The organism is Cohnella sp. 56, from assembly GCF_037963805.1.
In the GTDB taxonomy this organism is placed as follows: domain Bacteria; phylum Bacillota; class Bacilli; order Paenibacillales; family Paenibacillaceae; genus Cohnella.
This window is the reverse complement of record NZ_JAZDQE010000010.1, coordinates 248755-271422: the sequence shown is the minus strand read 5'-3', so window position 1 is coordinate 271422 and position 22668 is coordinate 248755. Positions and strand designations below refer to the sequence as shown.

General features: G+C 59.5%; 20 protein-coding genes. 4 read left to right on the top strand and 16 right to left on the bottom strand.

The window, feature by feature from the left end; genetic code table 11:
• Positions 1–257: transposase (locus VQ071_RS18425; protein WP_340515588.1), on the top strand; the 257-nt coding region annotated here is incomplete at its 5' end.
• A gap of 203 nt (positions 258–460) precedes the next feature.
• Here the strand turns inward: VQ071_RS18425 and VQ071_RS18420 are convergent.
• From VQ071_RS18420 to VQ071_RS18410, 3 genes are read right to left on the bottom strand one after another with little or no spacing between them, the layout of a single operon-like run.
• Entirely contained in the window at positions 461–1540 is a 1080-nt protein-coding gene (locus VQ071_RS18420) for a Gfo/Idh/MocA family protein (RefSeq protein ID WP_340515587.1), read from the bottom strand.
• Positions 1537–2700 carry a Gfo/Idh/MocA family protein gene (locus VQ071_RS18415; protein ID WP_340515586.1) on the bottom strand — a complete coding sequence of 388 codons (1164 nt, stop codon included), beginning with the start codon at positions 2698–2700 and terminating at the stop codon, positions 1537–1539. Before VQ071_RS18415 ends, VQ071_RS18420 begins: the two co-directional genes overlap by 4 nt.
• A 34-nt stretch (positions 2701–2734) precedes the next feature.
• Positions 2735–3493, bottom strand: coding sequence for a sugar phosphate isomerase/epimerase family protein (locus tag VQ071_RS18410; protein WP_340515585.1), 759 nt, complete (start codon positions 3491–3493; stop codon positions 2735–2737).
• Between the two features lie 151 nt (positions 3494–3644).
• Here VQ071_RS18410 and VQ071_RS18405 point away from each other — a divergent pair, with 151 nt between their 5' ends.
• Positions 3645–4472, top strand: coding sequence for an AraC family transcriptional regulator (locus VQ071_RS18405; RefSeq protein WP_340515583.1), 828 nt, complete (start codon positions 3645–3647; stop codon positions 4470–4472).
• A gap of 73 nt (positions 4473–4545) precedes the next feature.
• On the opposite strand, the gene VQ071_RS18400 is transcribed toward VQ071_RS18405, so the two are convergent.
• The 6 genes from VQ071_RS18400 to VQ071_RS18375 form a co-directional block, all read right to left on the bottom strand.
• Positions 4546–5220 carry a DUF2306 domain-containing protein gene (locus VQ071_RS18400; RefSeq protein ID WP_340515582.1) on the bottom strand — a complete coding sequence of 225 codons (675 nt, stop codon included), beginning with the start codon at positions 5218–5220 and terminating at the stop codon, positions 4546–4548.
• Positions 5221–5254: 34 nt separating this feature from the next.
• Positions 5255–5947 carry a response regulator transcription factor gene (locus tag VQ071_RS18395; protein WP_340515581.1) on the bottom strand — a complete coding sequence of 231 codons (693 nt, stop codon included), beginning with the start codon at positions 5945–5947 and terminating at the stop codon, positions 5255–5257.
• The gene (locus tag VQ071_RS18390) at positions 5944–7416 is read right to left on the bottom strand and encodes a sensor histidine kinase (protein WP_340515580.1); all 1473 of its coding nucleotides are present in this window, start codon (positions 7414–7416) and stop codon (positions 5944–5946) included. Before VQ071_RS18390 ends, VQ071_RS18395 begins: the two co-directional genes overlap by 4 nt.
• Positions 7417–7455: 39 nt before the next feature.
• Complete coding sequence (locus VQ071_RS18385; RefSeq protein ID WP_340515579.1) at positions 7456–8205, bottom strand: ABC transporter permease; 750 nt, start codon at positions 8203–8205, stop codon at positions 7456–7458.
• A complete protein-coding gene (locus VQ071_RS18380) occupies positions 8198–8935 on the bottom strand; it encodes an ABC transporter ATP-binding protein (protein ID WP_340515578.1) in 738 nt (245 codons plus the stop codon). Before VQ071_RS18380 ends, VQ071_RS18385 begins: the two co-directional genes overlap by 8 nt.
• An 80-nt stretch (positions 8936–9015) precedes the next feature.
• Complete coding sequence (locus VQ071_RS18375; protein WP_340515577.1) at positions 9016–9891, bottom strand: hypothetical protein; 876 nt, start codon at positions 9889–9891, stop codon at positions 9016–9018.
• A 317-nt stretch (positions 9892–10208) separates the two neighbouring features.
• Between VQ071_RS18375 and VQ071_RS18370 the strand changes: the two genes are divergently transcribed.
• Positions 10209–11306, top strand: a complete 1098-nt coding sequence (locus VQ071_RS18370; protein ID WP_340515576.1) for a cellulase-like family protein — start codon at positions 10209–10211, stop codon at positions 11304–11306.
• 164 nt (positions 11307–11470) lie between these two features.
• Here the strand turns inward: VQ071_RS18370 and VQ071_RS18365 are convergent, their stop codons facing one another.
• The 4 genes from VQ071_RS18365 to VQ071_RS18350 all read right to left on the bottom strand — a co-directional run bounded on the left by VQ071_RS18365 (position 11471) and on the right by VQ071_RS18350 (position 18134).
• On the bottom strand, positions 11471–13333 hold the full coding sequence (locus tag VQ071_RS18365) for an RICIN domain-containing protein (protein ID WP_340515575.1): 1863 nt from the start codon (positions 13331–13333) through the stop codon (positions 11471–11473).
• Between the two features lie 232 nt (positions 13334–13565).
• A complete protein-coding gene (locus VQ071_RS18360) occupies positions 13566–16268 on the bottom strand; it encodes a glycosyl hydrolase (protein ID WP_340515574.1) in 2703 nt (900 codons plus the stop codon).
• 174 nt (positions 16269–16442) lie between these two features.
• Positions 16443–17330: a sugar phosphate isomerase/epimerase family protein gene (locus VQ071_RS18355; protein ID WP_340515573.1), complete on the bottom strand. Its 888-nt coding sequence runs from the start codon at positions 17328–17330 to the stop codon at positions 16443–16445.
• A 60-nt stretch (positions 17331–17390) separates the two neighbouring features.
• Positions 17391–18134, bottom strand: a complete 744-nt coding sequence (locus VQ071_RS18350; RefSeq protein ID WP_340515572.1) for a phytanoyl-CoA dioxygenase family protein — start codon at positions 18132–18134, stop codon at positions 17391–17393.
• A gap of 166 nt (positions 18135–18300) precedes the next feature.
• Between VQ071_RS18350 and VQ071_RS18345 the strand changes: the two genes are divergently transcribed.
• The gene (locus VQ071_RS18345; RefSeq protein ID WP_340515571.1) at positions 18301–19116 is read left to right on the top strand and encodes an AraC family transcriptional regulator; all 816 of its coding nucleotides are present in this window, start codon (positions 18301–18303) and stop codon (positions 19114–19116) included.
• Here VQ071_RS18345 and VQ071_RS18340 read toward each other — a convergent pair.
• The 3 genes from VQ071_RS18340 to VQ071_RS18330 are packed head-to-tail and all read right to left on the bottom strand — an operon-like array spanning position 19113 to position 22667.
• On the bottom strand, positions 19113–20453 hold the full coding sequence (locus tag VQ071_RS18340) for a glycoside hydrolase family 30 protein (protein WP_340515570.1): 1341 nt from the start codon (positions 20451–20453) through the stop codon (positions 19113–19115). The genes VQ071_RS18345 and VQ071_RS18340 overlap by 4 nt on opposite strands.
• Positions 20454–20504: 51 nt before the next feature.
• Positions 20505–21131 carry an SGNH/GDSL hydrolase family protein gene (locus VQ071_RS18335; protein ID WP_340515569.1) on the bottom strand — a complete coding sequence of 209 codons (627 nt, stop codon included), beginning with the start codon at positions 21129–21131 and terminating at the stop codon, positions 20505–20507.
• Positions 21132–21164: 33 nt separating this feature from the next.
• Positions 21165–22667, bottom strand: a complete 1503-nt coding sequence (locus tag VQ071_RS18330) for a GH39 family glycosyl hydrolase (protein ID WP_340515568.1) — start codon at positions 22665–22667, stop codon at positions 21165–21167.
• Position 22668 lies beyond the last annotated feature (1 nt).

Here is a 22668-nt window from a genome sequence, read left to right as displayed (position 1 = left end):
GTTCCTTAGAAAGTCGTCGTGCTTTCTTGAGCGACCCGACGCATCGCATCCGGTTCCTGTACACACCCAAACATTGTTCCTGGCTCAATCAAATTGAAATGTGGTTCAGCATCCTCGTGCGTCGCTTATTAAGGCGAGGGAGTTTCTATTCCACTCAACATCTACGGCAACAGATTCTTGATTTCATTGATTACTTTAACAAAACGATGGCCAAGCCTTTTAAATGGACATATGCAGGCAAGGTCTTGAAATGCTAATCGATTGCTTATTTGAGGTTTCTTGCACTAGTGCAGGCGATGGACGCTCCGTCGGCCCAATCAGGCCGATCGCCTCTCGTCGTGCAGGCGATGAACCGCCCGGCGCCATGCCGAGCCCAATCGCCTCTACTAGTGCAGGCGATGGACGCTCCGTCGGCCCAACTGGGCCAATCGCCTCTCGTCGTGCAGACGATGGCCGCAGCTCACAGCCGGATCGCGCCGTCCTGCGCGAGCAGGCACAGCTCGGCAGCCTTGAAGGCATGGGCCTGCGTCATCGCCCGCTCGGTGCGGTGGATGCAATCGAGGATCAGCTCGCCGAAGAAGGGGAAGCCGACCCGGCCGCCTACTTCCTCGTGACGCTCGCCCTGCCCGTTCACCAGGTAGACGTGGTCTCCCGACTGGTCACGCGCGATATCGACGTATTTGCGCAGCTCGATATAGCCGTCCGTGCCGAGTATCGTCGTTCTGCCGTCTCCCCATGTGGACAGGCCGTCCGGAGTCAGCCAGTCGACGCGGAAATACTGGGTCGCACCGTTGTCGCCGACCAATGTCGCGTCTCCAAAGTCCTCCAGCTCGGGATAATCCGGGTTGGCGTAGTTGGCCACCTTGCTATGCAGAACCTTGGCGTCCGTGCAGCCGGTATAGAACAGGAATTGCTCGATCTGATGGCTCCCGATATCGCACAGGATGCCGCCGTACTTTTCCTTCTGAAAAAACCATTCCGGCCTCGAGGCCGCGTTCAGCCGGTGCGGACCGAGTCCGATCACCTGCAGGACGCGCCCGATGGCGCCCTCTTGGATGAGCTGCCCCGCATAGACGCCCGCTTCGGAGTGGATGCGCTCGCTGTAGTAGACCATGTACTTGCGCCCGGTCTCCGCCGTCTTGCGGCGGGCCGATTCGAGCTGCGCCAGCGTCGTGAACGGCGTCTTGTCGGTGAAGTAGTCTTTGCCGGCGTCCATGACACGCAAGCCGAGCGCGCACCGCTCCGAAGGGACGGCCGCAGCCGCGACGAGCCGGACTTCGGGATCGTCCAGCACCTGCGCCTCCGAATCCGCCACCCGTGCGCCCGGATGGGCGGCGGCGAGCGCTTCGGCCCTGGCCCGGTCGCGGTCGTACACCCACTTCAGCGTCGCCCCCGCCTCCGACAACCCGTTCGCCATCCCGTAGATATGGCCGTGATCGAGGGCGACGGCCGCAAATACGAACTCTCCGGCACCCACGACAGGACTCGGCTTGCCCTTGGGCGCGTAGTTCATGCCGTCGCTTTTCTGGACATCGCTCATGATCCGTAGCTCCCTTCCGTATTGAAGAGCGCGCCGCTGGCCGTCTTATGCCTCGAAGAGGCGGCAAGCCTGTTCAGCTCGGACAGGAACAGCTCCTCGTCCAGCGGCAGCTCGACCGTCTGCCCGAGCCAGCTCGACAGATGCATCGCATTCGACAGCGTCAGGCTGTGGATGCCTTCGGCTCCTTCGGCCGTCAGCGGCTCGCCGCGCAGTATCCGTCCTGCAAATGCCGCGATGACGCCGATATGCTGCGGATTGTCGCCCTCCGTCTCGATCTCGACGATCGTGACGCCCGGCCGCTCGAAGCCTCCCACAGCCGGATCGGCGCAAAACTCCCGCTCGCTGCGATCCAGCTTGTGCAGCGTCAGCCGGTCGTGCTCGCAGATGAGCTTGCCCCACTCGAGCGTGATCTCCAGCCGGTTCGTGCCCGGCGCATCCGCGGTGCTCGTGACGAATACGCCCGTCGCGCCGCCCGGGAACTCCAGGTACGCCGTGACGTCGTCCTCCACCTCGATGTTATGCCATTTGCCGTTGTGACAAAAAGCGCGCACCTTGTCCGGCATGCCGCATATCCACTGGAGCAGGTCGAGGTTGTGGGGGCACTGGTTGAGCAGCACGCCGCCGCCTTCGCCCGACCATGTCGCGCGCCAGCTGCCGGAATCGTAGTACGATTGCGTGCGGTACCAGTCCGTGATGATCCAGTTGACCCGCTTGATCGCGCCGAGCTCGCCGCCCTGCACCAGCTCATGCAGCTTGCGGAACACCGGGTTGGTGCGCTGGTTGAACATCATCGCGAACACGAGGCCGCTCGCCGCCGCCCGCTCGTTCATTTCCCGGACCTGCTTCGTGTATACGCCTGCCGGCTTCTCGCACAGCACGTGGAGCCCGCGGTCGAACGCCTTGATCGAAAGTGCGGGGTGGTCGTAGTGCGGCGTCGCGATCAATACCGCATCGCACAGTCCGCTGTCCATCAGCGCCTCCGGATCGGTATAGCGGACCACCGAATCGGGCAGATAGCCGGCGGCCAGCTGGAGCCTGCTCTCCTGCTGATCCGAGACGGCTGTCAGCAGCACGTCCGGCACCGCTCCTTCAACCAGCTTGCGCGCGTGAGAGCTGCCCATATTGCCCATGCCGATAATGCCGAGTCTCAATTGCTTCATCTTCGATTCTCCTTCTTATTAAGTGCGCGACCGGTCAGCGGTAGCCCAGCGCAGCCAGATTGTCGTAGCTCGTCTGCAGACAATCGAACGGACTGCCCTGGCATGTGTCCTGCTCCACCAGCATGTAGCGCGTCGTGCCCGCCTGCCGGAGCGCGTCCAGTATCGCCTGGAAGTTCATGTTGCCCGCCATGACCGGCGCCATGATCGGCTCCGAGCCGCGCACGTCCATATCCTTGAGGTGAACGCAGTGAAGCCGGTCCGCGAGCTTGCCGATCCACTCGACGACGTCCGCGCCTGCCGCCTGCACCCAGTACGTATCGAGCGTGATGCCCATCTCCTGCGGCGTGAAGTCCTCGATCAGCCGCTCAATCATTCGTTTGCCGCCGAGCTTCTGCCATTCGAAGTTGTGATTATGGTACATGAACAGCTTGCCGGCATCGGCGATTCTCTGCGCCGGACCGCGAAAGTCCTCGGCGAAGCAGTCGTACCATTCCTCCGTGCGGTACTTGTCCGGCAGCCCGCCGAGCCCGATGTACCGGCAACCGAGAATGTCGTGCTCGCGAATGAGCGCCTCCGTGTCGTTCAACAGCCTGTCAGCGCTTACATGCGTCAGCGCGATCTCCAGCCCCAGCTCGTCGCAGACGCTTCTGAGCGCCTCCGGCGCGATGCTGCCCATCGCCGATACCTGGATCGATTTGTAGCCGATATTCGCAATCCTCTCCAACGATCTTCGGATATCTTTTTCCGTCTGGATATACGATCTCACCGTGTACAGCTGTGCGCCCAGTTTCATTGTTGCCGCTTCCTCCTCGCCTTCGGCGTCCTTAATGTGTTACTTTTAGTATAAGGATTTTTTGGCGCAGGACCATTGTGAATAGCACGGCCGATATTGCAAAAATAGCGATCTTGAAGCAAGCGCCGCATCGTCTGCTGGAGGGGAAGAGGTGACGAATATCGCACAGCTGCATACCGATTCCATATGGTTCCATCACAACGTCGACCGCCGCAAAACGGACGAATACGCGATTCACTGCCATCATTTATACGAGATTTTTTATTATATCGACGGCGATGTCAGCTACCTGGTCGAAGGCGTCAAGTATACGCCGGAGCCGCACAGCCTCCTGCTCATCTCCCCGAACGTCTTCCATGGCGTGAAGGTCGAGAGCGACCGGCCCTACGAGCGGTTCGCGCTTCACTTCGAGTCGTCGGTCCTGCCCGCAGAGGCGCGCGCCCTGCTGCTGTCGCCGTTCCATGAGGCGAGCGCGCCGGAGGACATTTATTATACGGGGGCGGACCGGTTCGGACTGCGGGAATACTTCGAGCAGCTGATCGCGTGCGCGGAGCTCGGGGCCGATATGCTGGAGCTGTCCCTGCGGCTGCGGCTCGGCGCGCTGCTGTCCCAGCTGCTCCATATGAGCCGGACGATCCACCGCGATTCGGACGAGCAGCGCCCGCGCCAGACCGTCGATCGGATCATCGGCTACCTGAACGCGCATATCGCCGAGGAGATCACGCTCGACGAGCTGTCCGCGCGTTTTTTCATCAGCAAGCATCACCTGAACAAAGTATTCCGGGACGCGACGGGGACGACCGTCGGCAACTATGTCATACACAAGCGGGTCGTCCTGGCCAGACAGCTCATGATGAAGGGCGAGTCGGCAAGCGCGGCCGCCCTGAACGCCGGCTTCGGCCACTACTCGTCCTTCTTCAGAGCATACCGCAACATCTACGGGCATGCACCGACCGTCAGCGGAGGCGCAGCGCTATAGCCGCGAACGGCAGACGTCTGTCAGTCTCAAAAAAAAACCGTACAGGCGCCAACAGGGGCGCGTGTACGGCTTTTTAGACGGACGGCGTGCCGGCATCGCCTGCGGCCTGTCGCCCGCCCGCGCGGCGCGGACGAAGCACGATCCACTCGACCGCGATCAGATTCAGCACCAGGCCGGCCCATATGTTCACATCCAATACCGCTGCGACCATGCCCTCTCTGCCGCCCGGCAGCTTGAAGCCATGTTGTGCGGCATAGGCGAGCAGCAGGACGGGCACGACGATGCGCCCGCTCACCGCGACGAGCGTCATGCCGAAGCTGCGGATCATCCAGATCCGGTGCTCGTCGAACCGGCGGGCTCTGGCCGTGCGATATCCCCGCCAGGTCGCGTACAGCCAGACGCCCGACAGCGCCAGAAAAGCCGTCGCCTTCGTAAACGAGTCCATATAAAAGACAAGCGCGATCGCCAGCGCGCCGCCGGCCGCAACGCAGATGACATAGACGCGGCCCAGCCCGCGATGAAGCCCGGGTCTGCGAATGCGAAGCCGCTCGGAAAATTGCGCGAAGCCGGTCAGCATCGCGAGCATCGCGAAGCCGATATGGGCAACGAGAATCGGATATTGCCATCGCCCCGAAGCGAGCGCGACGCGGCTTGCGTCAGGATCGAGCTTGGCGTACGGCGCCGCGAACGGCAGCATGACGGCAAGCGACAGCAACAGCAGTATCCACCAGCTTTTATTTTGTTTCACCACAACAGACGCTCCCGTCTTCACAGATTGGTCTTCACAGATTGAACCGGTATCCGACGCCCCAGATCGTCTCGATATATTGGGGCCGTGACGGATCGGCTTCTATTTTTTCTCTCAGCTTGCTGATATAGACGGTCACGGTCGCGGTATCGCCGTTCGCGTCGAATCCCCAGATTTTCTCGAACAATTCGTCCTTGCCGAACACGCGGTTCGGATGCAACGCGAGGAACAGCAGCAGATCGTACTCCTTGGACGTAAACGCGACCTCGGACTCGTTCACGAATACTTTGCGGGACGGCTTGTCGATGCGAATGCCCCGCAGAGAGATCTCGTCCGCGGGACGCGCGCGGCCGCCCTCGGTGAGCCGGTCGTAGCGCGACAGATGCGCTTTGACCCGCGCGACCAGCTCGCCGACGCTGAACGGCTTGGTCATGTAATCGTCGGCGCCGAGTCCGAGCCCGCGGATCTTGTCGATATCCTCCTTGCGTGCGGACACCATGAGGATCGGTATGTTTTTGCGCGCCCGAATCTGCCTGCATATCTCGAAGCCATCCACCTTCGGCAGCATGAGGTCGAGAATGAGGAGATCGTAGTCTCCTTCGAGCGCCATCGCCAGCCCGACGTCGCCGCTCGCGGCGATATCGACTGCGCAGCCGGCCGCCTCGAGATAATCCTTTTGCACCTCTCCGATCACCTGCTCGTCTTCGACGATCAATATTCGCTTCATGGCCGCACACCGTCCGTTCCCGTTTTGACCAACGTAAAATATATTCGCGTGCCTTCGCCAGCCACGCTCTCCGCCCAGACGCGGCCGCCCTGTCCCTCGACGATCTGCTTGACGATGGCGAGGCCGAGACCGCTGCCGCCTGTATCCGTGTTGCGGGACAGCTCCGCCCGGTAGAATCGGTCGAAAATATGCGGGAGCGCTTCGGATGCGATGCCTGCACCGTTATCCCCGATCCGCACCGTCGCCTCCCGTTCCCCGTCCGTCCACGCGATCGACAGTTCTTTGTCCGGCCTATCCATATACTTCAGGCTGTTCTCCACGATATTCATGACGACCCGGCGCAGCTTCTCCCGGTCCGCAGCCACGATCGCCGTCCCCCCCGCGGATTCATAGCGCACGGCAATGCCGGCCATCCGCGGATCGGCGCGCAGTTCCTCCGCGCAATCGCTCAAGTATGCGCCCAGATCCGTCGGCTCCATATCGAAGGGCAGCCGGTTCAGATCGAGCTTGGAGAACAAAAACAGCTCATCGATGAGGCGATCCATATCGCTCGCTTTTTTGGCGATCATGCCAAGGTATCTGTCCCGCTTCGGCCCGGTGTCCGCGATGCCGTCCTGGATGCCTTCGACGCACGCCTTGATGCCGGTGATCGGCGTCTTCAGATCGTGAGAGATGCTGGCGATCAGCTCCTTGCGGTTGTCCTCGTACTGAAGCTGCAGCCGGATCGATTCGTTCAGCCTGACGCGCATCGCCTCGAACGCTTCGCCGAGCTTGCCGATCTCGTCCTTGCGCTTCAGGTTCACCTGCCGGTCCAGGTCGCCGTCCTTGATCCGCTCCGCCGCGCTCCGCAAAGCCAACAACGGCTTGATGAGACTGCGGGATACGAAAAAAGTCAAAATGCCGTTCGTAAGCGCGACGACGACGAGCAAAGCGGCGACTGCCAGCAAAAACAAGAAACGCATGCCGCTAAAAAAGCCGCTCATGTCGTAAAGCACGTAAACGCCGCCCTCGCTCCCGTCGCCGAACGGGATATCGTACCGGACGACGCTGTACTTGCCGCCTACTTTTTTCCCACCCCACGAGGGGCGGGTATCTCCGGGTCGGACTTCCTGAAGCCGGTCGTACAACTCGGGGATGTCCGCGACGTTCGGGGACGTATAGGCGACAGCGCCGTTCTTGGCTACGACGAGCCCCGCCTTGAGCGAACGGAACCGCTCGGCCATCTTGCCGAGGAAGACGCCGTCAGTGAACAGATCGGGGGATGTCCCGGCGATGAACTTCAAGCCCGCGGTCAACTCGTCGAGCGTGTTCGACGCCTCCCATGTGGCCGGAATTCTGGTCGGGCCGCCCGTGTCGGAGGACGCCTTGAACAGTTGCGATGCGACGGTCATCACGATCAGCGCGAACAATACGACGGGGATGACCGTCATCGCCACATAGGACAGGACGAGCCGGAGCTTGATGGACATGTTCGAATCTCCTTTTGCGGACAACTGTGTGCGGGCGAGCTAGCATTTCTTGCGCTCGAGCAGGACGACGCCCGCCGTATAAGCCATTATACAATAAGCGATCAATACGCCGGACGCGCGAAGCAGACTGCCCGCCGGGGCCCCGTCTCCCGCCCACAGCACCTGCCAATCCGTATAGGAGAAGGCCGACCAGACCGCGGCCTGCGGCAGTATAAACGGCAGCAGCTTCGCCGCCGCATAGATCAGCAGCATGAGCGCCAGCGCGCCGCCGACGCTGCCGACGCTAAGGGAGACGAGCGTTGCCAGCCATCCCGCCGCGATCATCGGCAACAGCGTGACCGCATAAGCCTTCAGGCTCCCGGCCAGTCCTTGACCCGCTTCGCCGCCGGCGATCAGGACGCCGGACGCCGCAGCAGCGATCCAGAGCGCGGCCAGCAGCACGGCTGCATAAAAGGCGAGCGCGAGCGCCTTCGAAGCATACACTTTGGCACGCGTGATCGGACGCAGCAGCGTGAGCTTGAGCGTGCCTGCCGCGACTTCGCCCGCGAACAGATCCGCGGCGGTCATAAACAAAAACAGCGGCAGCAGGGCAAGCGCAAACGGCTGCAGCAGCAGCATCGGCAGATTGCCGGCCAGGGCACTCTGCACGGCGCTGCCGTCGGGCATGGCGGTGAGCGCCCAAGCGGCCAGTACCGGCAGCAGCACGGTCAAGAGGGCGAAGCCCTGCGTCTTGCGCCGTCTCGACAGCCGCTCGATCTCATTGAGAAAATTCGCATACAGACTATTCATGGCAGCTCTTCTCCCTGTCTTCCCGAATTTGCGCCAGCGCATAATGCTCCAGCGACATCGGTCCCCACAGCTCCGCCTGAACGAGCTCGGTCCGAATCATGCTGCCTTCGCTCATGATGCCGATGCGCGTGGCGATCGTGCCCAAGTCGTTGACCAGATGGCTCGACAGCAGAAAAGCGACGCCGTCCTCGGCGGCAAGCCGGCGAATGGCTTCGCGAAGCTCCGCCATCCCTTCCATATCCAGCCCATTGGCCGGTTCGTCCAGAATGACCAGCTTCGGCTCGTGCAGCAGCGCGCCGGCGAGCGCCAGCCGCTGCTTCATGCCGAGCGAATAGCCGCCCGCCTTCTCCTTGCGATAGGCGTAGAGGCCGACCTGCTCCAGCACCCGGTCGATCCGGGAACGCGCCACATTCGGGTAGAACCTGGCAGCCTGCCTGAGCTGATCGCAGGCGCTCAAGTTCGGATAGACGCCGGCCGCTTCGATGACGCAGCCCACCTGCGACATCGCCTGCTCGAACCGCTCCTCGGCCGGGCGGCCGAACAGCTCGACCGTGCCGCCGTCGGGCCGGAGGAGTCCCGCGATCATTTTGAGCAGCGTCGTCTTGCCCGCCCCGTTCGGGCCGATCAGGCCGAAGATGTCGCCTGCGGCAAGCTCGAGGCTGACGTCCCGGACGCCGCGGTTATTTTTGTATCGTTTGCTGACATCCTTCACCTTCAGCACCGTTTCCATTTGCATTCACGTCCTTTCGGAAGGCCGGGCAAGCGGGCAGCAGGCTGCCCGTTTGCCTTCGGCGATTCGCTTGGGTTCCCTTACCGATGCCACGGCCCGCGGTCCGCATTTTTTTGTTCGAAGGCTTCGACCTTTTGGCCCGTCAGGTCGACGCGTTCGGGCGTCGTCTCGTTGTAGCCGGCGAAGTCGATGTGCAGGCGCAGCTCAATCTCATGCTTCGTCCCCGTCTCGTCCTTGCCCGACACGACGATATCCGCCGTCTGCTCGTCGATAAGGCCGTCCGGTGCGATCTTCGCGTCCAGGTCGATGCGCTCGACCTTGACATTGTCGGTGAGCGCAGGCAGATCGGCCTTCGATCCGCCTTGATCTTCGCCTGCCCTGCCGGATACGGCGAGCGCGCCGAGCGCGTTCACGACGGCCGGAATCCGGCTGCCCGACAGATGCAGCGAAGCCTGCTTGCCGCCGTCCGCCGTCGTCTGTGCGGTGGCGAGCTCCTTCATATTCCCCGTCAGCGCGTCGAACAGCTGCAGGACGGCTTTGGGGGGCGCATGCGGCTTCTCACGCTTCGCTTGATCGGCCTCGGCCGCCGCCTCGCCGTCCATCTCCTTGACGCGATATACGTCGCTGTCGGCCGTTTTGACGATCAGCTTGCCGTCCTGGAGATAGACGTTCGCCGCATGGGCCTCTCCAGCGCCGTCCGCCTTCGCTGCGAGGCTGCCGGCATGGCTCGCCCTGTCCCAGCGAATGTCGGATGCGGCCGCGAGCAGCGACCTGCCGTTGTCCGTCACCGTCAGATCCACGCTGGCCGTCAGGCTGGCGGCCGCCGCCGTCCGCTTCATCGCCGCATTGTACGTCTCGTACCCGGAAGTGCCCGCCATCGCGCTCCACCCGCTCGTCAGCAGCATCACCGCGCCGATCCCGAATGCGCCGCCCGTCATCCACCATTTTCTGTTCATATCGTTGACCTCCGTCATGTTCGTATTGGAAGCCGGCGACCGGCGCCGCCCGCCATCGCTTCCTGTAATCAAGCATACCCGGCAAGTCTAAACGGTCTCCGAAGCAATTCTAAAAAAAGTATAAAAACGAAACACATTCGTGCTTGCAGCAAAAAGCCCGGAATGTCGCTTCCGGACCCGCCCGCCGTCTGCACTCGCATCAAAATGCCGCTCCAGGACACAAACATAAACATTGCAGATATCCAATTCAAGTTTAATTTCTTTTAAAATCAAGAAGAGACGGAGATGATAATCACCCAAAAAAGGAGCCGATCAATATGCGATACAAATTACAACAACCGGCGGCAATCGCGATGTGGGATTTCTCGTGGCTGGAGAGACGTTGGCCGGGCGGCGGCTACGAGGATTGGGACCGTGCGCTCGACGAGCTCCAGGAGCGTGGTTACAATGCGGTCCGCATTGATCCGTACCCGCACTTCATCGCCTTCGGGACATCGGACACCGTCTGGCAGCTGCCGCCGGTATGGCCGGATCTCGATTGGGGCAGTCCGGCAGCGCTTCAGCTTCATGACGTTCAAGGGAATCTGATCGTATTCATGGAAAAATGCAAGGCGCGAGGCCTGCAAGTCGGATTGTCTACCTGGTTCCGGGAGGACGCCCGCAACGTCCGCATGTTCATCCATTCGCCGCAGATGCTGGCGGATATCTGGAAACGAACGCTGGAGTTGCTCGGCGCCAACGATCTGCTCGATATGGTGCTGTACGTCGACCTGACGAATGAATATCCCAATTGGGTGCCTTTCATTACCGGAGATCTGAACCGGGTGGCGGGCCCCGCCGTCGAGTGGATGAACGAATCGCTGGATGCGCTGCGCCGGCATTATCCCGAGGTGCCGCTATGCTTTTCTTATTCTTCGGAATTCGATACGCTGGACCGGCAGGACCCGTCGCATATGGACCTGCTGGAGCCGCATATCTGGATGGTGGACTTCAGCGACTTCTACCGGCGGGCCGGCATCGGAGACGACGAGGACCGGGCTTCGACGTTCAAGCGGCTCGCGCGCAGCGGCGCCGAACTGTACGCCGCGGACCCGGCGTATTGGGTGCGATGTCTGCTGAGCGGCATCCGACTGTTCAGCGAATACTCCGTCAAGGTCGGCAAACCGCTCATTACGACGGAATGCTGGGGCGTCATCTTCTACAAAGATTGGCCGACGCTGCGATGGGACTGGGTCAAGGCGCTGTGTGAATTCGGCACGATTGAAGCATCCAAGACCGGGAGATGGGCTGCGATCGCCACCAGCAATTTTGCCGGTCCCCAGTTCAGGGGCATGTGGGATGACATCGCCTGGCATCGGCGTCTGACGGATATCATTCACCGCGGAGCGCTCCCTGACGAGGCGAGACCTTCCTGATATTTTCCGAAACGAAGACAGCCGCCTCGGCCGTCGCATAAGCGAACGGCGAGGCGGCTATCGGCATTAATGGCTGCTTGCCTGTGCAGCCGTCGAGCCGGAACTTCCATACCTGCGGGCGAGGGAGGCAGCAGCTCTATCGCGCGGCCTGCTGATCGCAGCGCTCACGGAGTCAACCTCCACAGTTGATTGATCGTGTTTGTCGCATCGTACAGTGACACATTGGCTCCGTCCGCATTCGAGAATGCCTCGACGTCTATCGCGCGGTTACCGTTCAGCGCCGGGCGGAAGGATATAGAACCGTCTGACATAATCTCTAGCCGCCAATGCTGCCCGGCATTGTTCAGATCGGTCCATTGACGAATGTTCGTGCCGTTCGCATCGATCATATTTTCAATATCGACGACTTTACCGCTATTCTCATTGACAATCTTAAAGTAGCCATTGCCCAGCGAGTCGAAATGCCAGCGCTGGCACTGACAGCCGTTGTCCGACCATTGCTGAATGTTCGCTCCATCGGCCGTACTGGCAGCGGCAACGTCGAGCGCTTTGCCGCTGCCGACGTTCAGCAGCTTCACGCTCCCGACCGGCTCGAACCGGAACTGTTGGGCGGTGGCGCCGTTATTCGACCACTGCTGGATATTGGCATTATCGTCGATACTGCCGCCCGCTACATCCAGCATTTTTCCGCTGTTCCGATTTTGCAGCACATAATAACCGCTTTCCAGCGATATTGGCTTCCATTGCGCGCTCAACGCATTCGTATCCGCAGTTTGGATCACGTTGCCTCCGTCAAGGATGCTCGCGTCCTGCACATTAAGAATCAGTCGGCTATGACTGGCACGTATCTTAAAAAAACCGCCGTCTGTTGGCTCAAGGCTCCAATGCTGGTCGGCATGAGCCTCATAGCTCCATTGTGCGACATTCGCCCCGGGATTCGGATCAATTCCCGTTACACTTACCGCTTTTCCACTATTCGCATTAATGATGCTGTACAGCGGATAACCCATGAAGCCGGTGCTCTCAGATGGCTTGGTTATCGGGACGCCGGCCGCGACAGGTATGCCGAAGTTCGGCGTACCGTCCGCATTCCACGTGAATTTCTGAATTCGAGTGCTCCGTTCCCCCGTACAACCCGCTCCCGATACTGAATTGGCGTGATAGACAATCCAATCCTCCGTACCGTCCGGTGACGCAACAAAACTGTTGTGCCCAGGTCCGTATACGCTGTTTGCTTTACTGAACACGGGCAACGGTGATTTGATCCAAGAGCCGGGATCGGTCAGGTTGCTACCCTGCTGCGCGGTCAACATGCCGAGCAGGTAATCGTCGCTGTCACAACCATTGCCCGAGTACGTGATAAAAATGCGGCCGTTGCGCTGCAAGACAGCCGGTCCTTCGTTGACGTATGGCTCCCAGCCATAAGTCGGTGTCGCAATTTGGGAGACGACCCCCGTCAAGGTCCACGGGTTGGACATAGCCGATATCCATAGAGATTGAGGCCCGTTTCGTGACGACCAGACGAAGTACAACGTCCCCTCTTGCTCGAACACCGTTCCGTCAATCGCGAATCCGCCCGGCGTATTAATTTGGCCTTTGCTCACCCAAGTGCCCGCCGTTGGATCCGCAGAAGCGTTCTCCAACACGAACATCCGGTGATTGGCGTCCGTTCCATCGTCGGCCGTGTAGTATAAATACCATTTCCCGTTCAGAAAATGCAATTCCGGCGCCCAAATGTTTTGACTCCCCCAGCCGCTTGACGATGGAGTGAAGGCTCGTGTCGGAGACTGGTTCGATATTTGCGTCAAATCGCGCGATTTCCATATGTCGATGCGGTCAACTTGGGTCATGACAAAATAATACCAGCCATCCTTTTGCGCGACATGCGGATCGGCGGCTCCGTTCATAATCGGGTTAACAAACGACCCGCCCGCCGCTCTCGCCGGTATGGCACCGGCAATCATCCCCAATAGCCAAGCGAACAACAATCCGTTATAGCCAAGCTTGACCCAGAATCGTTTTTTCACGGCTTCGCTCCCTCTCTCATATAACGTTCGTACTCCTGTCGCTTGGCAGCCCCCTGCCGGTACGATCAGCCAGCGCTGGGTTCACCGTATTATTTGCGTCGTATAGCGATACGTTCCCTCCATCTATCGCAGAAAAGCCCTCGACGTCCATGTTTCGCCGTTCGCGTCGATCCCGCCGGCGACTCCGACAGCCTTGAATCCGTCCACTGTGCGATGTTCGCTTGCGGACCTGTTAGTTTTTAAATTCGCGTGCCACGACCAGCGAATACGATTGCTTGGTCTTGCCGTCCTGCGCGGTGACGACCACCTTGACCGTCTGCGAATGATTGCCGTTCAGCTTGAAGCTCGCGCCAGGCTTGCCGCTCGAGACTTTTACGCCGTTTACGGTTACCGTCGCATAAGGATCGGCTGCCTTAGGCGTCACGACAAACGACTTCGACTTTTTGTCGACCTTCACCTGATAGCTGGACTTGGCCGGATCGAACTTGAACGACTTCGTGCTCCCGCTCACTTTCAAATCGGCCAGCTTCGCATTGTCCGCGCGTTTGATCAGGAACGCGTCGATATCGATATAGCCCGTCGTGCAGACGATGCTGACCTCGTTAACCCCTCTGTTGAGCTGGATGACGCCGAGGTCGTCGTCCGTGAAGCCCGGATGGAACAGGAACGGGAAGCTTCGGACCTGCTTGCCGTTCACGTAGAGATCGTTCGGATGATCCTCGAAAGGCGAGGAATAGCGCAGCAGCAGATGATAGCTGCCTGCCGTCGGCGCATCCACCTTAATGGTCACCGAGCTCCCGGGAACCGTCATATCGGTCGTATAGCCGTCGCCGGAGAAGCCTTTATTCGAGACGCCGACGTTTGCGCCCTTGAGCTCGCCTTTCTCTGCCTCGTACAGCTTGTATCCTGCCGGTACGGGTGCCGCCACCGGCACGGTCGGACACGGAGGCAGATTTTTTAACTTCATCCCGTAAATATTGCGCCGATGCAGATCCTGAAGCGTGAGCACGAACGGATTCGTGTACACGTCGATTAGATGCTGCTCCGTGTTGTATTTGCCGTTAAGAACGAACGGCCCGCCCCAAGTATTGAAGTACAGCCATGGCGTATGGCCTGCGCTCAGCAAGGCGGGATCCGGAATCGAACCGTTCTCCAGCAATCCGACCATTTTCTTGCCTCCGACGAGATCGACGGTTTTGTCGAATTCAGAGGTCAGCGGACCGTAATTTTCACCTTCCCCGAAGTAAATATCGGGTCCGACGATGTCAACGCTGGTGTCGCCCGGATACCAATCGCTCGCGGTCTCCGAGGTTCCCGTCGTCCATTCCCAAATGATATTGTCCAGCTTGTAGACGTTGGTGAGACGATCGTAGATCATGCCGTAGAGCCGCTTGGCTGGCTCCGGACCGTGCGCGCCCCACCAGAACCATCCCCCCTGCGCCTCATGCAGCGGCCGGAACAAGATCGGCACATGCGCGTCGCTTAATTTCTTGATATAGCCCGCCAAGGTGTCGATATCCTTTAGGACCGCATCGTACTCCGGCGTACCCGGCGTGACGGCACGGCGAACGTCGAACAGCGTGTTGCCGGTGTAGAAGTCATTGCCGTACATCGGCGCGCGCCAGTGCCAGGAATAGGTGACGATGCCGCCATAATTGAACCACTCGATAGCGTCTTTAATCGACATGTCCTTTTCCAGAAAATCGAATCCCTTGATTGCCGGGAGCTTGCCGGACAACGCGTATATATAGTTGAACTCGCCAAAATTGCTCCATTGCCCGCCGGACAATATGCGGCTGCCGTATATGCCATTCAGGAACTTCATAAGCGCCTTGGTCTGCGCGGAGGCGTACGGATTAACCGGCTGCTCGCTTGCCCGATTGTAATCCGGACGGGGCACGGCATCCAGCACCCGCATGTAATCCACGTCCATATACCCCCAGTAAGAGAGAAGGGTCACGCTGTTCATGCCCTTCTTCAATGGCAGATTGGCCACGCGGATCTCCTTGAACTTGCCTTGCGTAGCCGGGAACACCGCGGTTGCGGTCCGGTTGCCGTCGACCAGCACATACTGGGTCTTCTCCGCATCGGCCGCGTAACGAAAAGTAACCGGATAATTCCCGTCCTCGGGCGCGTTCACGCTGAAGGCGATATTATCCTTCTCGTTGTTGTCCAGCCCCGTCACGTACCCGGTTCCCGAGTAACCCTCGCGCGCCGTCGCCACGTCCACGTCCGTTAGAGCCGCGGCCTCCGCCTCAAAAATGGTGCCTCCCGTGAATTGTTCTTCCTGCGGCGGCTCCGGAAATACGGTCCGCGCCGTGAGCACGACGTTATCGACATAGATTGGCCCGCTGTAGGTAATGCCCCGGCCCACGATCCGGATAAACAATTGCTTCTGCTTGTTGGTATAAGCATCCAGCAGATCGTCCGTGCGGTGGAATACCGCATAGGAGATCCCGTGAATTTGAACGGTGCTGAACTGATATTCAAAATATTTAGATACGGGATATGCGTCCCGCGTTCCCAGCTCCGCCCACGGACCGTTCAGAATCGTCTGTACCTCCAGGCTGCCTGCTCCAAGCGTCTGGGGCACGTACAGATCGTAAGAGATCGACTCGTATGCGGACAGATCGCCCGACGGGAGATCGAACTGCGGATTGGCTTCCTCCCAGTCTCCTCCCTTGAACTCGACATCCAATTTCAGCGATCCTTCGTTGCCTTGGGACGATAGCTCCTCGCTGTGCGAGACGGCGAGCAGATTAGGCGTGTACCCCTTCGACCATCCGTCAATCCCCTCCTCGAAGTCGATTGTGATACTGCTCCCCGGCACAGCTGCCGCAGCCCTCGCCCAATTCAAGCCGGACATCGGAGATGCCCACAGCGTGAACGCAATCGCGCACGCCAGCAAGCGCTTCCAAATCGATCTGTCAAACATCCTCCATTTTCCTCCCTTGGAATGAAATATAATCGGAACATGGATTAGTGTAAAAGACCGCGCTACATCTGGACATGACTTCGATTCGGTAAACTTATCCGCGTTTCGGCAGTTTGCACCGGCCTCCGGCTCGAACGGCCCGGAAGCGGTGCGAATGTCTAACGAAAAACCTGCTTATCCTTCGGCGTCGATCTCCGCCCACAGCCGCTCCGCAATTCGCTTGAAGAGCAGCGCCTGCTCCCAGCGATTCGAGATCTCAGCGTCGCTGCCGTCCGGCAAGCGACGAGTGATGGCATAATAGCCCGGAGGGCCGAGCTCGGTGACGAACGGGAGAACCGCTCCGGGAGCCGCCCGCCTGCGCCATTCGCGCATTCCCTTGCCCCACCACCGTCTGAAATGCGGCAGCATCGGATGAGCTCCATCCGAACCGATGTCCACCTGCACCTTCTCACCGTCGGATACTCTGGCGTGTATGCCCGCCGTATGCGCGAGCAGGCGGTCGAAGCAGGCTTCCGCCGCTTCGCCGGTGCCGTTCATCTCTCCGGCGACGACATAATGGGACAGGTCGATCGTGAGCGGCAGCGCCGGAATCGCCTCCACATAGGAGACGGTGCGCAGCAAATCCTGGGTCACCGTTCCTCGATGCGTCTCGATTCGCAGTGCGATGCCGGCCTCCTCTGCCGTGTCAAGCAGCTCCCGCAGCAGCCGAACCGCGTCGTCTCCGGCTACAAAGGCGTCCATCACCTGCGCATTCAGGTAATTCACATTCCCAAAGCGCTTCGCCTCGGCCATGGTCCGCTTCAAATCCATGACCGAGGACGGAAAGGCAAGTCCGCTGAAGCCGAGGCGGTATTCGTCCAGCAGTCTGCGCCATGCCCGCGTATCCGTCTCGCCCGGAATAAAGCCGCAGATGCCGTCGTATCCAGCCTCTGCAATCTTCGCGAACTTCTCCTCGAGCGTCCACTCCCGCTCCCCGGTTCCCAGACCGCTCATTGCCCACCAGCTTTGCTCCAGATATAGCTTCGGCTTGTCTGCCCCCGTCGGGGCGGATGGAATCGTCATGTACGTCGCTGCCTCCTTCAGTTTAAAAGCCCGGGCGATGGCCGTCGCCCGGGCTTTGTCTTAATACAACGGATACTTCTGACGCAGATCTTCGCGATGCAGCACGTTCGAGTCTTCGCGGATATAGTGGCAGACGTAGGAGCGGCGCCAGCGATCCTTGCTCCGGTTTTTATTCGAGGAATGGATGAGCAGCTCGCTGAACAACAGAATGTCGCCCTTCTCCATCTCCACCGGAATTTGCTTGGATGTATCCACGCCCTCGGTCTCTTCCGTCCAAGATTCGTGCTCCTCCAGATTTTTCACCGCGCCGTGCGGCAGCAGTCCCAGCTTGTGCGTGCCCGGCATCACCCAGAGACAACCGTTCTCGACGTCCACGGATTGTTCCATCGCGGTCCAGGCGGCAATCATCGTCATCGGATCGTTCTTAATGTAGTAATAATCCTGATGGGAGGCTTGCCCCGGCGAGCCTGGTTCTTTGTAAAAATACATGCTCTGCACACAGACAGCCTCCTTGCCCATCAACTGCGCCAGTGCGCCGCGCACGAGCGCATTTTTCATCAATTGACGCGAGAAGCTGTCATGCTTGTGCGGATTGAACAGACGAACGGAATACTTTTTGGCTTCGTCGCACGCCGCCCATTCAGGCATCGGGTCCTGGTTGCGGATATCGTAAACGTGTCCATTAAAGGCATCGATCAGATCTTCGCTCATGCCCTTCTTTAGCAGCACATACCCTCGCTCCCGAAAAAAGGCGATTTGCTCTTCGCTGAGCGGCTTTAGAATAGGCGGGACTTCCCGATTCATTTTCATTTCTCCTTCCGGTTTGCAGGATGATACGCACGGGTTAAGCATAACCCTGCGCATGCTTGCCGGACAATGGCTGTAATCTTCATAAATGTGCCCATAATTGATATTTGGTGTAATCCGATATATACTGAACGCAGCCTTCAGTGGAGGAGTGTGCCTGACGATGACCGATTACAACGCTACGTTTCACTTCGATCAGGTGCGCTATGCGAGCGCAGGCTCGATCGTCTACCCGCCGGGAGGACGATTCGGTCCCCGCATACAGCAGGATATCCAGCTCGTGCTGCTATACACCGGACAGATGAATGTCGCGATCGACGGCAGGACGCTTCATGTGCTCCCCGGGCATGCGGTACTGCTCAAGCCTGGGCACGAAGAATCATTTGCCTTCTCGAGAACCGAGGAGTCCTGGCACCGTTGGATCGCCGTTCATCTGGACCCGCTCGAAGCGCACACCAGGGATGCCCTGTACCGGCTGCCGGAGGTGCTGCCCCTGACCGAAGAGATGAACCGCCTGACAGACCTGCTGCTCAACCTGCAATCCTATTTGCCCGGCGACATGCCGGTCGTTCGCAGTCTCGGCTTGGCCGCGCTGCATCTGTACCCGACCGAATCGATGCGTATGAGCGAGCAGCGGGAGAAGCATCCTTCCGTCCACCTGGCCGTAGCCTGGATTCGGGAGCATTACGCCGAGGAGATATCGCTCTCCGATCTGGCGGCCTGTGCGGGTTTGTCGTCCGAGCATCTGCTGCGGCTGTTCAAGCAGCACGAACAAACGACACCGATTCATTACTTGTGGCGCTACCGGATCGAACGCGCGATCGAGCTGTTGGCCACTACCGGCCTGACGATCTCGGAGATCGCTTCAAGATGCGGCTTTAAAACTTCGCATCATTTTGCCCGCATGATCAAAAAGACGACCGGACGAACCGCCAAGGAGATTCGTCAGTCGTCCTGGAGCGGACTGCGCAAGACTTAATGCACGGATGCGCGTCCCGCCTGCAAGATCATCGTATGGAAGGATTGCGCGGGGAGGATGCAGCGAACGTGCGATTCGCCGACTCTCAGCACCAGCTCGCGCTGATCGGGAAACGGATTCGCCATTACGACGATCGTCTCCCCATCGTGATGGCGAAACGCCACGGCGTTGCCCGCCCAAGGCCCCTTCAGCCCCACTCGCTTGGCGCCGGCCCGAACGAATCGGGAAAAGTGGCGCATGACTTCGTATTCCGGATTATTCGCTGTCGTACCCGACGAGGAGTTCGCCGTAATCATGGCATTCTGCTCCCAGCCCCAGGTGCTTCTGCCCCGCGGTTCCAATACCATATTCCAATAGACATAGCTGTTCACGCCGTTGGAAAAATAGTGCTTGTACAACCGGAATACGTGATGGGCGTACTCCCACGAGTTGTTGCCGTCGCCGCATTCGTTTTCCGTCTGCATGTATCGCAGCTCCGGATAGCTCTCGACCGTCCGCTGGATCGCGTACTTGCCGGCCCACTGATAGCCGACCCCGCTTACGTACTGGCGAGCTTCCGCATCGCTCAGGACGACGTTGGCATAGACATCGTAGTCCGAATTTTTGTTCTGCCAAGGGTCCGGGCCGTTGATCGTGCCCAGCCAAATCTCCGTGTCGACAGCGTGCTCGCGGAAGGCCGGACCGAGATAATCTCGGATAAAATCGCGCAGCTGCTCGCCGGTCCAGACGCACGAAGGGAATTTCTGGTCCGACACCGGCTCGTTCTGGACATGCACCTGATGAATACGGATGCCCTCCGCAGCATAGGCCTGCACGAACTTGACGAAGTAGAGCGCGTACGCCCGCAGTATGTCCGGCTCCCAGCGAATCGTGCCGTGATTGTACGCCTTCGGGAACTTCATCCAGGTCGGAGGGCTCCAAGGCGAAGCGAACAGCGTGAGGTTCGGGTTCCATCGCAGTGCTTCCTTGATATAGGGTATCAGCAATTGCCGGTCGCGTTCGATCGAGAAATGTGTCATGGCCAAATCGCCGTCCGTCTCATTCAGGCTGTACCACTCGGCAGCATAGTCGCTGGCCCCGATCGGCAAACGGCAGATATTGAGACGGCATTCGCCTGCGGGGTCGAACAGCCGCCGAATGACGCCTGCGCGCTCCTCCTCGCCCAACGCCTGCAGCGCGAGGTAGCCAAGCTCGTTGAAGCAGCCGCCGAAGCCCTCCACGGTTTGGAATTCAGTCTCCGTGACTGTCAGCGTTGCCGGGGCCTCAGAAGCTGCGGCCGCCGTTGTTCGATCGTCCCAGCGACATTGTTCCGTGCTTGCAATCCATTGCTTGAGCATCAAGCTGCATCTCCCCTCGATTGAGCCAGTCTCTCGATCTCTGTCCCGCGTTTACTTCGATACCGCATCGAGCCAAGCTTTTGCGATCAGCGCATGGCCGGCCGGCGAGGGATGGACGCCGTCTCCCGCCCAGTAGGCCGGATCGACGCGGGAGCTGGCTGCCGCGAACAGCCCGTCCAGCGGCACGTATGCGGCGGAAAATTCGCGCGCCAGCTCGCGGACAGCTTGAATCTTCGGGTCGAGATCCTCGCGCCAGCTTTTTCGATCGCCGGGAACCGGCAGCACGAACGGCTCGACCAGCACAAGCCGCGCGTCCAGCTCGTCGCGCGTACGTACGATCAGCTTGCGGTACCGTTCGTAAAACGCCTCTACGGAAGTCGTGTCGCCGCTGTCGTACCGCCGCCAGGTGTCGTTGATGCCGATATAGATCGACACCCAGTCCGGTTTCAAATCCAGACAGTCCTCCTGCCATCTCCGTTCCAGATCGACGACACGGTTGCCGCCGATGCCCCGATTGAGGAAAGTGACCTGCTTTTCCGGATATTGTCTGCCGAACTCCGCCGCTACAAGCAACGGGTAGCCGTTCCCGAGGCTGCCGAAGTCGCTGTAGTTCCGCCCCCAATCGGTGATGCTATCCCCTTGAAACAGGACGACTGCTTGGTCTTCAATGGTTGTCACGGCCAATCCCCTCCAAATGCTGATTGTCTATAATTACATCTCCGGAATGAATTCGAGCAGAACGACATCATGCGGCGCGAGCGACAGCTCCCGCTGCCAGCTCTCCGTCATATCCGCAGTGTCGATGCTTCCCTGCGGTCCCGTCCGGCATTCGAGGATCGACAGCTCCTCTGCCGTCGGATCGGACAGCGCTCCGTTAGCCAGCCACTCGTCGTATGCGGAGCCGTGCTCCCGGCCGAAGCGGTAGGTTAGAATACGGTGCTTGCCTCTCGCACCGGACAGCGAGAGAACGATTCGCTGCGTCTGTCCATCAAAAATGGAATATCGGTCGAGCGGCTTCAGGGCGGATGCGTTCCCTGCGGCGAACGCTTCGCCGTAATGCGCGTAGTTCCACAAAAGCACTTGGACGCGGTCGCCTTTTCTCGCCGCGAAAAAGCCGTCCCCGGAAGCCAGCCGCTCGGAACCGAGCCGCGCGAGGAACCAATACCCGTAATAGGAAGGCTTCTTGAGACCCTGCAGCGTCATCATGCCGAAGCCACCGTGGAACAAGGTCTCTCCGGCGCCCATCTCCTCGAACACATCCGTAAATGTCCAGAAGCCGAGCGAATCGGCGGTTCCGATGCTCTTCACGTTGTTCTGGATCACGTAAGGCGCCATAAAGGCAGTATCATGCACCAGATCGCGCGAGAAAAATGAAGTGTTCCATTCCGTCGGATGAATCTCGGCCTGCGGATATGCGGAACGGGCGACGGCCGCTCTCAGCCATCGCAAGTCATCGGCCGTGCTCTCTTCGCCCCGATAGGTGAGCGGCGTATGCCCCTCCAGATCGGTGATCAGATCGTTCGGATAAGGGTGGTTCGTAATAAAATCCACCGGAAGTTCCCGAGACGCGCAATAGGCCAAAAATGCCTCCACCCAAGGTGCCTGCCCCTGCTTGAATTGCGTTGTGGACGGGCCGCCCACCTTGAAGCGCGGGTCGATTGCCTTGACTCCCCGCACGCTTGCTTCATACAGCTTGAAGTACTCCGCCTGGTCGCCCGACCAGAAGCCTTCGTAATCCGGTTCGTTCCATACTTCGAAGTACCATGCAGCCACTTCCTCGCGGCCATACCGGTTCACGCAATGCTTCACCGTCTCCGATACGAGATCGGTCCATTTCCCGTAGTCCTTCGGCGGTGTCACGTTGGCCTTCCACCAGAACATCGTCGTGGTGCCCGAAGCGAGCGCCGAGGGCATGAAGCCCAGCTCGACGAATGGCTTCAGGCCGATCGAGCGCAAATAGTCGAACAGGCTGTCCAGATACTGCCAATTGTAAAACACGGTGCCGTCGGAACGTTCGTTGTAAATGAACATATCGTCGTGGAACAAGCCATGAAACCGAATATATTCGAATCCGATCTCCCGCTGAACCTCCGCCAGCTGCCGCCGCCAATCGTCGCGAAGACCTTCGGCGGCGCGTCCGGCAGTTATCATTTTTTTCCACAAAGGCGCGTAGGACTCGGACTTCGCTCCGACATCTATATCAATCTCTCTCATA

Excerpts from the sequence above, each read along its gene's own strand:
- VQ071_RS18420 (WP_340515587.1), bottom strand. The coding sequence starts at position 1,540 with ATGAGCGATGTCCAGAAAAGCGACGGCATGAACTACGCGCCCAAGGGC.
- VQ071_RS18415 (WP_340515586.1), bottom strand. The coding sequence starts at position 2,700 with ATGAAGCAATTGAGACTCGGCATTATCGGCATGGGCAATATGGGCAGC.
- VQ071_RS18410 (WP_340515585.1), bottom strand. The coding sequence starts at position 3,493 with ATGAAACTGGGCGCACAGCTGTACACGGTGAGATCGTATATCCAGACG.
- VQ071_RS18395 (WP_340515581.1), bottom strand. The coding sequence starts at position 5,947 with ATGAAGCGAATATTGATCGTCGAAGACGAGCAGGTGATCGGAGAGGTG.
- VQ071_RS18390 (WP_340515580.1), bottom strand. The coding sequence starts at position 7,416 with ATGTCCATCAAGCTCCGGCTCGTCCTGTCCTATGTGGCGATGACGGTC.
- VQ071_RS18385 (WP_340515579.1), bottom strand. The coding sequence starts at position 8,205 with ATGAATAGTCTGTATGCGAATTTTCTCAATGAGATCGAGCGGCTGTCG.
- VQ071_RS18380 (WP_340515578.1), bottom strand. The coding sequence starts at position 8,935 with ATGGAAACGGTGCTGAAGGTGAAGGATGTCAGCAAACGATACAAAAAT.
- VQ071_RS18375 (WP_340515577.1), bottom strand. The coding sequence starts at position 9,891 with ATGAACAGAAAATGGTGGATGACGGGCGGCGCATTCGGGATCGGCGCG.
- VQ071_RS18370 (WP_340515576.1), top strand. The coding sequence starts at position 10,209 with ATGCGATACAAATTACAACAACCGGCGGCAATCGCGATGTGGGATTTC.
- VQ071_RS18360 (WP_340515574.1), bottom strand. The coding sequence starts at position 16,268 with ATGTTTGACAGATCGATTTGGAAGCGCTTGCTGGCGTGCGCGATTGCG.
- VQ071_RS18355 (WP_340515573.1), bottom strand. The coding sequence starts at position 17,330 with ATGACGATTCCATCCGCCCCGACGGGGGCAGACAAGCCGAAGCTATAT.
- VQ071_RS18350 (WP_340515572.1), bottom strand. The coding sequence starts at position 18,134 with ATGAATCGGGAAGTCCCGCCTATTCTAAAGCCGCTCAGCGAAGAGCAA.
- VQ071_RS18345 (WP_340515571.1), top strand. The coding sequence starts at position 18,301 with ATGACCGATTACAACGCTACGTTTCACTTCGATCAGGTGCGCTATGCG.
- VQ071_RS18340 (WP_340515570.1), bottom strand. The coding sequence starts at position 20,453 with ATGCTCAAGCAATGGATTGCAAGCACGGAACAATGTCGCTGGGACGAT.
- VQ071_RS18330 (WP_340515568.1), bottom strand. The coding sequence starts at position 22,667 with ATGAGAGAGATTGATATAGATGTCGGAGCGAAGTCCGAGTCCTACGCG.